Source organism: Candidatus Accumulibacter vicinus, from assembly GCF_000584955.1.
GTDB lineage: Bacteria > Pseudomonadota > Gammaproteobacteria > Burkholderiales > Rhodocyclaceae > Accumulibacter > Accumulibacter vicinus.
Genome location: NZ_JDSS02000027.1, coordinates 67474 through 79384 on the forward strand (window position 1 = coordinate 67474; position 11911 = coordinate 79384).

8 protein-coding genes and 2 pseudogenes are annotated in these 11911 nt (G+C 59.4%); all 10 read left to right on the forward strand.

Annotation, left to right across the window (positions count from 1 at the left end; translation table 11 throughout):
• Positions 1–1043: ATP-binding protein (locus CAPSK01_RS12800; protein WP_273703634.1), on the forward strand; the 1043-nt coding region annotated here is incomplete at its 5' end.
• A complete protein-coding gene (locus CAPSK01_RS12805; protein ID WP_034927188.1) occupies positions 1044–2474 on the forward strand; it encodes a sigma-54 dependent transcriptional regulator in 1431 nt (476 codons plus the stop codon).
• A gap of 746 nt (positions 2475–3220) precedes the next feature.
• Positions 3221–4261 carry an inorganic phosphate transporter gene (locus tag CAPSK01_RS12810; protein ID WP_034927191.1) on the forward strand — a complete coding sequence of 347 codons (1041 nt, stop codon included), beginning with the start codon at positions 3221–3223 and terminating at the stop codon, positions 4259–4261.
• Positions 4262–4265: 4 nt separating this feature from the next.
• Positions 4266–4922, forward strand: a complete 657-nt coding sequence (locus tag CAPSK01_RS12815) for a DUF47 family protein (RefSeq protein ID WP_034927194.1) — start codon at positions 4266–4268, stop codon at positions 4920–4922.
• Positions 4923–5251: 329 nt separating this feature from the next.
• Positions 5252–6179, forward strand: a pseudogene (locus CAPSK01_RS12820) (IS1595 family transposase).
• Between the two features lie 712 nt (positions 6180–6891).
• Positions 6892–7596: a hypothetical protein gene (locus CAPSK01_RS12825; protein WP_273703635.1), complete on the forward strand. Its 705-nt coding sequence runs from the start codon at positions 6892–6894 to the stop codon at positions 7594–7596.
• A 112-nt stretch (positions 7597–7708) separates the two neighbouring features.
• Positions 7709–8425 (forward strand): hypothetical protein, encoded by a 717-nt coding sequence (locus tag CAPSK01_RS12830; RefSeq protein ID WP_034927198.1) that lies wholly within the window; start codon positions 7709–7711, stop codon positions 8423–8425.
• A gap of 247 nt (positions 8426–8672) precedes the next feature.
• Entirely contained in the window at positions 8673–10889 is a 2217-nt protein-coding gene (locus CAPSK01_RS12835) for a SulP family inorganic anion transporter (RefSeq protein ID WP_034927201.1), read from the forward strand.
• Positions 10890–11111: 222 nt separating this feature from the next.
• Positions 11112–11615: a universal stress protein gene (locus CAPSK01_RS12840; RefSeq protein ID WP_034927203.1), complete on the forward strand. Its 504-nt coding sequence runs from the start codon at positions 11112–11114 to the stop codon at positions 11613–11615.
• Positions 11616–11771: 156 nt separating this feature from the next.
• Positions 11772–11911: pseudogene (locus CAPSK01_RS24335) on the forward strand (DNA-3-methyladenine glycosylase 2 family protein); the annotation flags it as partial.

Consider the following 11911-nt stretch of genomic DNA (forward strand, 5'->3'; position numbering starts at 1 on the left):
TCACCACCCGGCCGCTACCGTATCCGGTCGGCGGGGTCGGCGAGAAACGATCGGAACTGATCCTCCCTGCGGAGGTTCGCGAGGGTTACCTCGAGAAACTGCGGCAGGTGTTCCGGAGCGGACGCATCGAGCATTTCCAGTACAACTCGAGTGATGCCACTTGGTGGGAGATCCGCATGGTGCCGATCAGTTCGGCGAATGTGGTGACTACGGTGATGGCGGCAATGGTGGTGATTACCGACATCACCGAGAATCGCAAGCTGCAGTGGCAGGCGATCCGCAGCGCTCGCCTGGCTTCCCTCGGTGTCCTCTCGGCGGGCATCGCCCACGAAATCAACAACCCCAATCACGCCATTCTGGCGAATGCACCCCTGTTGGCCCGCATCTGGCAGGATGCCCTGCCGATCCTCAACGAGTATGAACAGGAGCAGGGCAGCTTCATGCTTGCCGGCCTGAGTTTCGAGCAGGCGCGCCAGACCATTTCGAGAGGGATGCGCGACATCGGCGAAAACGCCAAACGGATTCAGAAGATCGTCGATAATCTCAAGCACCTCGGGAAGCAGGATCGCGGACATATGAACGAACTCGCCGACATCGGGAAGATCCTGCATGCCGTGGTGACCCTGCTCGATACCCGTATCCACAAGCATACCGATGCCTTTACGCTGGACTTGCCGGAAGCGTTGCCAACGGTCAAAGGCAATGTGCAGCAGCTCGAACAGGTGTTCATCAACATCATCGTCAACGCCCTTGAATCCTTGCCCGATCGCAGTAGCTCGGTCAAGGTTTCGGCACGGGCGGAGCGGACCGGAAATCGGCTGATCGTTCAGGTCGAGGATCAGGGAGAAGGCATTGCCGAGGAGGTCATGGCGCAGATTGGCGAGCCCTTTTTCACCACTAAGGCCGAAAGCGGTGGCACTGGTCTGGGCCTGTCGATTTCCTCGTCGATTGTCGAAAAACACGGTGGCGTACTGCGTTTCGAAGCCAACCACCATTCCGGCACCACGGTCAGCATCGACCTGCCGATCAGCACGGAGGAGTGAATGAAGGAAAAATCCTTTGCCAGCCTGCCCGTTTTTCTCGTCGATGACGAGGAGTCGGTCCTGCACGCCAGTGCAGCCGTATTGCACAGTGCGGGCGTTGCCCACATCCAGATGGTCAGCGACAGCCGGGAACTGCTGTCAATGCTCGAGGGGCAACCGGCAAGCGCCGTGCTGCTCGACCTGATGATGCCGCATCTCAGCGGTACCAAGCTGCTGCCGGACATCGTTCACCTCTACCCGGAAGTGCCGGTGATCGTCATGACCGCCGCCCAGGATGTCGAAACCGCCGTGCGCAGCATGAAGGAAGGGGCATTCGACTACCTCGTCAAGCCGGTAGAGGAAAGTCGCCTGGTGGCGAGCGTTCGCCATGCCCTGGAAGTGCACTCGCTGCGTCGGCAGATGGGAGTGCTGAAGCGCTACCTCCTGTCGGACTGCCTGCAGAACAACGAGGCCTTTGCCGGCATCATCACCCACAGCCGCAAGATGCGAGCGCTCTTTCAGTACCTCGAAGCGGTGGCTGTGTCTGCCGAGCCAGTGCTGATCTCCGGCGAGACCGGTGCCGGCAAGGAGATGTTCGCGCAAGCCTTGCACAAGCTCAGCGGCCTGAGCGGACAGTTCGTGCAGGTCAATGTAGCCGGCCTCGACGACATGCTCTTTTCGGACACCCTGTTTGGTCACAAGAAAGGCGCTTTCACCGGCGCCGACCAGTCACGGCCCGGGCTGATCGCCCAGGCTGCCGGCGGCACGCTGTTCCTCGACGAGATCGGCGACCTGTCGATGGCCTCGCAGGTCAAACTGCTGCGCCTGCTGCAGGAACACATGTACTTCCCGCTGGGATCGGATGTCGCCCGTCCCAGTGACGCACGCGTGGTTTGTGCGACCAACTGCAAGCTGGCACAGATGATGCGCCAGAACCACTTTCGCTCGGACCTCTTTTTTCGGCTGTCGGTGCACCAGATCGAGGTGCCGCCACTGCGCCAGCACAAGGAGGACATCCCGCTGTTGCTGCAACACTTTCTCGACGAGGCTGCGGCTGCGATCCACAAACCCGCCCCGGAGCCCTCGAACGAACTCCTCACCCTGCTCGCCAACTATCATTTTCCCGGCAACGTGCGCGAACTGCGGGCCATGGTTTTCAACGCCATGGCCCTGCATCGCGGGGGGGCGGTGCTGGCCATGGACAGCTTCCGCCAGGCGATCCAGAAGCAGCAGAAGACGGGCGCCGACGATCCGGCGGTGGAACCATCCGACGGCTTGCCGATCCTGATTCCGGGGCGCTTTCCCACCCTCGACGAGGTTGAAGAGGCGATGGTCAGGGAAGCGCTCAAGCGCGCCAAGGGCAATCAGGGGGTCGCTGCGACCCTGCTCGGGCTGTCACGTCCGGCACTCAACCGACGCCTGGCACGGCGCGCACTGCCACCCGAATCCTGAAGCGGCGAAATCTGCACCCCGCGGCCGCATCGATCGTTCCGGAACAACCATCAGCGTTCGCGGTGGGCTTGTTGAAGCAGGTGATCGTGATGATCAATCAGGGCTCTTGACAAGCTCGGAACGAGGGGGGTGGGGCCATTGATTTGCCGGATCGGCCGGCCATCAGCCTGCGGAGGAACTGCCAGACCGCAGTTTTCCTTATTCTTCTAGGGTGTTACCTTTCGACACCTTGATACATTCCGCATCGCCGCTTTCAACATGTTGATGTAAATTGATTTTTAAAATAAATAAAAAATCAATTGCATGATTTGCGACGCGTTTTGTTACACCCCTTCGAGTTCCCGAATCACTGCCGCTGGCGTTCACCAAGCAATTGTTTTAACAGAGCTCTGTCCGACTTCCAGGGTTTTGGCATGAATAATGCTTACGACGGTGAGATGAGCGTCGCTTCGCACTGAAGGGGAGTGTGAAAATCGCGTCAGCGACTCACGAATCGTCCTTTCCCGCTTGCGGGAAAGGGCCGGGGGAGAGAAACAGAAATGGCATTTTCATGGTCTGGCGTGCATGGAAAAGTCATGGCCGTGAGTTGTTCCCGGCGATCACCGCAGCCCTTTATCAATGCCAGGAGGATCGACCGCACGCGAACACGAATACCTCACCCGTCGGATCCTGCCAGGTGCGCTTTGCAGCCCCCGGATGTCTGGCCGCCGCACCTCAACCCACGACCACCACCATAGGGCCTCTTCATGAGTACATTATTGATTTTGACGATTTTGACTGTCGTCATCGTCCTCTTCTTCGACTATACCAACGGTTTTCATGACGCGGCCAACATCGTGGCGACAATCATCGCGTCGCGAGCGATGACGCCCGTGCAGGCGGTGATCATCGTCGGCACTTTCGAGTTTCTCGGCCCTCTGCTGGGCGGAACGGCGGTCGCCAATACCATCGGCAAGTTCGTCACTCTGGGTGATGTCCAGGCGGTTCTCTCGCTGGCCATCCTGATCAGCGGTCTGGTCGGCGCCATCGTCTGGAACCTCGCGACCTGGTATTTCGGCATTCCATCGTCCTCGTCGCACGCGCTGGTCGGCGGGTTGATCGGCGCTGTCGTCGTCTCTGCCGGCATGGACAATGTCGTATGGGGTTTCTCGCAACTGATGCACGGCCAGTTGACCGGCATCATGAAGGTTCTGGCCAGTCTGATCCTGTCACCGATCATCGGATTCTGGGCGGGTTTCCTGATGTTGCGCCTGCTGAGCATTCTGCTGTTCACTGCCACTCCTTCGGCGAATACCGGTTTGCGCTACGCGCAGTTCGTCACCGCTGCCGGCCTCGCCTTCTCGCACGGCGCCAACGACGCGCAGAAGAGCATGGGCATGCTGACCCTGGCGTTACTGCTGGGCGGATTCATCCCGACCTTTGAAGTGCCCTTCTGGGTGATGCTGGCCTGCGCCATCGCGATTACCCTGGGCATTCTCTCGGGCGGCTGGCGGATCGTTCGCACCCTCGGCTTCGCGATTTACCGCGTCCGCCCGATTCATGCACTCAGTTCGCAACTGACCTCGGCAGCGGTCATCCTCACCGCCTCATTCATCGGTGCGCCGGTGTCGACCACCCACGTCGTCGCGACTTCGATCATGGGCATCGGTTCCTCGGAGCGGCCGAAAGCCGTACGCTGGAAGAAGGCCAAGGACATTGCCATTACCTGGGTCATCACCATCCCCGGCTCGGCACTGGTTGCCATTCAGACATTCGCTCTCGTCAATCTCTTCATCGGAAAGGTCTAATCTCATGTCGAACGCAAGCACCGCATCCCCCTCCTTCACTCGCCGAATCCTGCATCGGGTATTTCCGAAAGTACCCAATTTCTTCGCCCTGCTGGCCGAACAAAGCACGCAAGTCGGGATCAGCGCCGCCCTGCTGGTCGAGTACATGGGTTCCGGCACCACCGAAGTCGCCAAACGGGTCGTCGAGGCCGAACATGAAGGCGACCGCCTCAAGGTTCGCAATCTGACGTTGCTCAATGAAGCTTTTTCGACGCCGATCGACCGTGAGGATCTGCACCGGGCGATCATCAACCTCGATGAAATCATCAACAGTTGCAAGACGGTGGTTGCCGAGATGGACGCGAATTTGCTCGCCTTGAAGGCCGACAAATACTGTCTGGAAATGGCCGTGTACCTCAAGGAAGGCGCCGAGGCGGTGGCCGCCGGGTATGGCCGTCTGGGCAGCGAACCCAAACTCGGCCGCGCCGACGCCGAGAAATCCGACCAGGCGGTCCGGAAGTTGACGCGCACCCACCGACGCGCCCTGGCCGAGCTGTTCCACGACGAGGATTTCCACCATATCTTCCGCCGCAAAGAAATCTACAATCAACTGCTGGGTGCGGCAGAACGTCTGAACATCTGCAACAGCACACTGCTGGACATCGTCGTCAAGCTCTGCTGATCCCCCTCGCATCCTGGTCGGGTCAGACCCGGGGAATCGGCCGGCCAGTTCCTTTCCCCGCCTGCGTGGCTGGCGGTCGCATGGCCATCAGGCCTGTTGACGGCTGGTGTGCGGCGTCTGCTTTCCATTCGGAATCTGGCTGGCCGCGGCCGCTGATTGCCCCAACGCACGATTCATCCCGAAGGCACCCTTGCAGCGCTGCGGATATAAGCAAAGTGTGTACAAATTCTAATGGCTCTTTATGCGTTTCGGACGGTTGAAGATCTATGTGCAGGGAGGCGCCCATTCCGATAGAATTTTGGGTTGTTATTCCGTAAGGATATGGCCCGATGCTCCACCTTCAGAACTTGCTGGACGATGCCAAGTGTTACGACGAAGTACGCGAACGGCGCTGGCCGGAGGGAGTGTGCTGCCCGCATTGTGCCTCACCCGAAGTGACCAGGCAAGGTCATGACACGACCCAGCCGTCGCGCCGGAAATATCGCTGCACGGCTTGCCGACGCTACTTTGACGACTTGACCGGCACGATCTTCGCGGGTCACCATCAACCGTTGGGGGTGTGGATCTTGTGCCTGTACTTGATGGGTCTGAACCTCTCCAACGAGCAGATCGGGCAGGAGTTGGGTCTGAATAAAGATGATGCGCACCGCATGACCTCGCAATTGCGCACGGGCATCGTGGCGGTGCAAGCGGAGCCGACGCTTTCGGGCGAGGTCGAGTGTGACGAGGTCTATGTCGTGGCAGGCCACAAGGGCCACCCCGAGGCAGTAAAAAAAAGGCCGTAAGGGCCGACGGCGGCGCTTGAAGGGCGCTCGCGGGCGCGGTACCCTCGAAAAAGAGAAGCCACCAATTTTCGGGATGCTTCAACGCGGTGGAGAGGTCGTGGTGCGGATACTCGAAAACGTCCAGCAGCCGACCCTCAAGCCGTTGATCTTGGCCGTCATCGTACCAGGCACGACCCTCTACACCGATGAGTATGACATCTACGCTCGCCTGCCCGAGTGGGGGTACGGACACAAAACCGTGTGCCATAGTCGGGGCGAGTACGCCCGCGATGAGGACGGCGACGGGTTTCATGAAGTCCATGTCAATACGATGGAAGGCTTCTGGTCGTTGCTGCGCTCTTGGTTGCGTCCCCATCGTGGCCTCTCACAAGAAAAACTCCCGCTCTATCTGGGCTTCTTCCAGTTCGTGCACAACGCCAGAATTCGTGGCAAAGGCTTGCTGAAACCTCTCCTCCATGCCCTCTTGGCCTAGCCGTCCGAAACGCATAATGAGCCAAGACTTCCCAAAGATCAAGCCGCTAGGCGTTCAGCCAGAGGAGCCAGCGGAACTTGCACGGGTGCAACAAATCGGCCGGATCGGCCGCCGCCCAATCTATCGACGATCGTTATCATCCATACATAACAGTCAGTTACGGTCTGCTATCAGGGGCAGAGGCAATACGAAAACGTTACACCGCTCTCGAATCCCGAAGCCGAGTCGGAAGTAAAAGGAGGAATTCGCGGAGCCATGCCCCTTGCACATCGGGTGATTCTGGCGTGCAATCCGGAATACACCCTTCAAGGGAGGGGAAATGGTCATCGCTTTCATGATCAGGGGGGTTGGAAAAGTCATGACCCTTAGGCGGCATGCATGGCTCGAAGGTGTAACACTGCGTCGCCCGGCAGTCCTTCGATTTGTTCATTAACTACATGAATTAATGTTGATATAACAGCTCCTCCCGGTTCTTCGGCGAGTTTCTGATGGTGTTTTGTTGCACCCCCAAAGGCCTCGCTAAGGCTTCGGAGATTGCTTCCAGGACTTTGATTTTAAGCGGGAACAATATTTTTGTTGTAGCTGGTACGCATTATGCTTCAAGCCCATCATGTGAAAACGGACCCACCGGGATTCCGTTCTCGCCGTCCGACCTATCGCTTACTGATGACCATTTTCCAACCAACATCGCAGCAGAAGACAGGTGAATGCCATGACCACCATCGCCGTATCGCAAGTTGTGAGTAGAGTCCGTTCGTCCGTGGGTGCGGCCGATACCCCGGACTTTTTCAGCATGATCGACCAACAGGCAAGGATGATCGTGAATCTGGCGAGAGTTGTTGCAGATGTGTTGCAGGGGAAGGAATCGGCGCATTCGCTGCGCCTGATCGATTTGGAGCAGCACCGGCAGGAACTGCAGCGGCGGCATCAGGCGGTCGTTGATTCACTCCCGCATTCCGGACTTGAAGAGATTCGTTCGACCATGGAAGCCCTGGATCGGGCGGCAGCCGTGCTGATCCGGACCGCTCGCGACTGCCTTTCGGGGGGCTCAAACCCGGACGCCACCGTCTTCCAGATGATGGGGGTGATTCGGAAAGCGATCGAGAGCCTGCGGCATGGCTACACCCGGCTGGCTAATGGATCAACCGTTGCCGAGTTCGATGCCGATGCGGCCATCGCCAGCCAGCGTGCGCTGGTTTGCTGGCGGACGTTCGACGACCAGCGGGAGGTGGCGGCCGCCGAGGGGTGGCACCGGACTTCGCCATCGGGAGTTTCTCCGGATCGTTCGTGCCGGCTGAATGGTCTGTACGAAAATCTCTACGACATCGCTCGCGAACTTTCTAGGGCCGGCGTCATTCTCAAAGTATGGTCGCGGCGACTTTACGGGGCCGTCAGTCCTGCCCGCTTGCCGCAATAGTGTTTGTGGCCCGCTGACAGGCGCGCATTTCAAGAAGTACCGGCCGCTGAGGGCAAGTTGCCTACCAGCGGGTCAGGTGGCAGTTTTTTTATTTCAGGCAGGAGAAGTCATCATGGAAACTCAAGTGCAAGCTGCGTCAAGGTCCGTCACCTCGCGTTCTATCGAAAGCGATCTCGACAGCTATCTGGATGCCATCGCTGACGCAACGGCGATTTTCCGGGAAGCGGTAGACGCTTACCTGAACAGCGAATCGGAAGGGGCATGCTGGCGGCACGCCGGAAAGCTTTCTGATCACCTGCGCCTGCTCGACGACCTGCAACAGAAATTCGAGACCCGCATACACCCGCAATCGGCACTGGGGAATCTGGTGTGCGGAATGATCGACCCGCTGAACGGCGTGAGCCGCTTGCTCAAGGACATGAAGCGGCAGATCACCGGTTTTGCCATCGAATCGGGGTTTTCCAGTCCCCACCGCTATGTGCCTGCGAATCTGGTTGCGGATGTTCAGGAACTGACCGATGAGGTGTGCACCGCGGTTGATGTGTTGGTCGAAAGCTATCGGCCGTCGTTGCTGTGGTGGGAACAACCATCGCCGGGCAAGGCAGAGCGAGGCGTCAGTTGGTACGAAAATCAGGCAGACCGTCTCTCGATGCAGATCCTCAGAAAGATCTTTGCCGACGACAGCCTCGATCTCGAGGTGAAGCTGCCGCTGGCGCAACTCGTCGAGGAGATCGACCGCGTGGCGGACCAGGCCGAAGGTATTGACCAGGGGCTGCGAGCTCGCTTCCGGGCGGGTCTGCCAACTGTCGATGCCGGAGAAACGCACTAAGTCCTTTATCGCGGTCAAAGCTGAGCAGGCCGTTCCTGATCCGGTGGTCCATTGCCGGGGTCCGGCCTTGCGCTGAACAAGGATTTGGACAAGAACCATCCGTGTCAGATTCGTCGCAGCATCGCGTGTGGCCCAGGCTGCGTAGCCTGGGCCACTTTGCTGGAAAGGGCGTCGCTTGGCTCGTGCAGGCCGTCTTCTGGTCTGTTGCGAGATGTGTTGATGCGGGACCGAAGAGGGGCCTGGATTTATGGAACTGGCAATCAAGTTCAAGAATGACAAGCTGGTCGGCGATTTCTGGGGAGGGTTGGCTGCGATGCTGGTCGCTCTGCCGTCGGCAATCGCTTTTGGCGTCACCATCTACGCCTCGATCGGCCCGGCATACGCCGGCCTGGGTGCCCTGGCCGGGATTCTCGGAGCCACCGCGCTTGGCTTGCTGGCCCCAGCAATGGGGGGAACCAACCGCCTGATTACGGCGCCGTGTGCTCCGGCTGCGGCGGTTCTCTCGGCTTTTGCGATTGAACTCGTACAGCATGGCGTGGCTGCGCCGTCGATCGTACTGATGTTGACCGCGCTCGGCCTGGTTTCAGGGCTGGTGCAACTGATGCTGGGTTTCATGGGGATCGGGAGCCTGATCAAGTACATTCCGTTTCCGGTAGTCAGCGGCTATCTGACCGGTGTTGGTCTGATCATCATCGGCAGTCAGATCCCGAAACTCCTGGGGGCTCCCGGTGGTACGGCGTGGTGGCGGGCACTGAGTTCACCGGAAATGTGGCAGTGGCAGAGCGCGCTCATTGGCGCCGTGACGGCCGGGGTGATGGTCACCGCACCGATGCTCACGCGCGTCGTGCCTGCGGCCATTCTCGGCCTGTTGGCCGGGGTGCTGACCTATTTCGGACTGGCCACGGTCGACGAGTCGCTGCTGGTCGTCGAAGGCAACAAGCTGATCATCGGCCCGCTGGGGGGAACGGCGTCAAGCATGTTCGAGGCGATCACCGGCCGCTGGCAGGAAATCGGCGAACTCAAGCTGAGCCAGATCGGCAGTCTGCTCGGACCGGCTTTTACGCTGGCCGTTCTGCTGTCGATCGACACTCTGAAAACCGCCGTCGTTCTCGATGCCCTGACCCGCAGCCGCCATGATTCCAACCGCGAGTTGATCGCACAGGGTCTTGGCAATGTCGCTTCGGCCTGTGCCGGCGGCATGCCCGGCGCTGGTCAGATGGGGGCGACGCTGGTCAATCTGGCAAGTGGTGGCCAGACCCGCGTCTCCGGGGTCGTCGAAGGGATCATGTCCCTGATCGCCTTTCTCGCCCTGGGGGCGTTCATCGCCTGGATTCCGGTAGGAGCGCTGGCCGGCATCCTGATCGTCGTCGGCATCCGCATGATCGATCGGCACAGCCTGCATCTGCTGGAGTCGCCGTGGACCCTGATGGATTTCATCGTCATCGTGGCGGTGGTCGCCGTGGCGGTCGGTTACAGCCTGATCGCCGCCTCCGGCGTCGGCATCGCCCTGGCGATGTTCCTGTTCATCCGAGAACAACTGAGCAGTACGGTGATTCGCCGCAAGATGGACGGCGGTAGCCGTTTTTCGAAGCGAGTGCGCCTGCGCAAGGACATGGCCATCCTCGAAAAGGAGGGTTACCAGTCGGTCATTCTCGAGTTGCAGGGCAGCCTTTTCTTCGGCACCAAGGACCAGTTGTACACGGCACTGGAACCGGAACTCGGCAAACGCAAGTACATCGTACTCGACATGCGGCGCGTACAGTCGGTCGATGTAACGGCGGTGCATCTCTTGAGTCAGATACGTGATTCGCTGATCGAACGCAATGCTTTCCTGATCTTCAGCAGCCTGTCGCATACCCTGCCGAATGGCCGGAATATTGCCGAGTTCTTCGACCAGATGGAACTGACGACGATGACCGACCATGTCAAGGTATTCGGTCAACTCGATGACGCCGTCGAGTGGGTTGAGGACCAGATACTTGACCAGGGTCAGAGTACCGTGCCGACAACCGAAGTGACGGCACTGGAACTGAAGGATCTCGAACTCTTCAAGGATCACAAGGAAGAGACCCTGATCGACCTGGAAGCAGCCTTGCAGCGACGCTCGCTGGCCAAGGACGAGAAGGTGTACGCGTTTGGCGACCCTGGCAACGAGCTCTATCTGATTCGCAAGGGCGCAGTCCGCATCACGCTGCCGAGCCCTGTCGAAGAAGGCGGCCACCACGCGCTGACCTACGGGCGCGGCGACTTCTTCGGCGGCATGGCTTTCCTGTCGCAGATGACCCGCCTCAACGATGCGACTGCGCTCGAAAATACCGAACTCTTCGTCCTCCAGCGCGAGCAGTTCATCACTCTCAGGGAAGAGCACAAACGTCTGGCGTGTACCCTGGTCGAGGAACTTGCCAAGGTGCTGGCCTTGCGCCTGCGCTATGCCGACAAGGAACTGATGGCCATGCAGGAATAGGTAATCTGGGAGCCACTGCTCCACCTCCGGCATCATCAGATCGATGGTGGGCGGGTCTGTTCTGTAGTTCCGAGCGGATGTGCCGGGTCGATACCTCCGCAGCGAAACACGAACGACTTTTTCAGAGGGATCTGCAGTGTTTGCAAGGAATCTGAATGAAAATGGGCTTTCATCACGCGCGCCAATGGCTATTGAATACCGCCAACCCGAGGGAGAACGAGGATGTTTCAGCATATCTTGCTGCCGACCGATGGCAGCCAACTGTCCCGAGATACCGCACAACGCGCGGTTGACTTTGCCAAGGCGGCCAATGCCACCATCACTGCTCTGTATGCCAAGCATCCCGGACAGGAATCGGAGAGCTATGGCAGCATGGTCGAGCCCGCCGTGCTCGCGCAGATGGTTTCGGGTTCCGAAGGGAAGGCCAAGGAATATCTCGGTTTCATCAAGAAACTGTGCAAGGACGCCGGGGTTGCGTGCACGGCGCTCGCGGTGGTGAGTGAGAGCCCCTGGGAGGCGATCATCAACGCCGCCGAGGACCATAACTGCGATCTCATCTTCATGTCCAAACATGGCCGCGGCGGTCTGTCGTCGCTGCTCCTCGGCAGTGAAACCTACCGGGTGCTGACCCACTCCAGCATCCCGGTTCTCGTCTACCGCCCGCCCGAGATCGACGCGAGCCGCCGCAAGGCCAAAGCCCGCGAAAAAGAACGGAAAAGGGCTTGAACGAAGGGCATGACCGCAGCTGGCAACTGTGGCACTCGGCTGGACCGTTGATTCGCCAGGCCATAATCATGGTGCCGCACGCTGCCGATCTGTGATGATCATTATCCTTCTTCAATGACCCCTGGCTACTGGCATCAGGCCTCTGCAGATCTCGCAATGCTCGACCCGGTACTGGCCACCCTCGTTGGGCGTTTTGCCGGAACCGCGCTGGTTTCGCGTGGTGACCCCTTCGTGACCCTGCTGCGGTCGATCGTCGGTCAGCAGATTTCCGTGCAGGCTGCCGACAGTGTCTGGGC

Bases quoted from the DNA above. Each gene is read 5' to 3' on its own strand.
- CAPSK01_RS12805 (WP_034927188.1), top strand. From the start codon at position 1,044: ATGAAGGAAAAATCCTTTGCCAGCCTGCCCGTTTTTCTCGTCGATGAC.
- CAPSK01_RS12825 (WP_273703635.1), top strand. From the start codon at position 6,892: ATGACCACCATCGCCGTATCGCAAGTTGTGAGTAGAGTCCGTTCGTCC.
- CAPSK01_RS12830 (WP_034927198.1), top strand. From the start codon at position 7,709: ATGGAAACTCAAGTGCAAGCTGCGTCAAGGTCCGTCACCTCGCGTTCT.
- CAPSK01_RS12810 (WP_034927191.1), top strand. From the start codon at position 3,221: ATGAGTACATTATTGATTTTGACGATTTTGACTGTCGTCATCGTCCTC.
- CAPSK01_RS12840 (WP_034927203.1), top strand. From the start codon at position 11,112: ATGTTTCAGCATATCTTGCTGCCGACCGATGGCAGCCAACTGTCCCGA.
- CAPSK01_RS12815 (WP_034927194.1), top strand. From the start codon at position 4,266: ATGTCGAACGCAAGCACCGCATCCCCCTCCTTCACTCGCCGAATCCTG.
- CAPSK01_RS12835 (WP_034927201.1), top strand. From the start codon at position 8,673: ATGGAACTGGCAATCAAGTTCAAGAATGACAAGCTGGTCGGCGATTTC.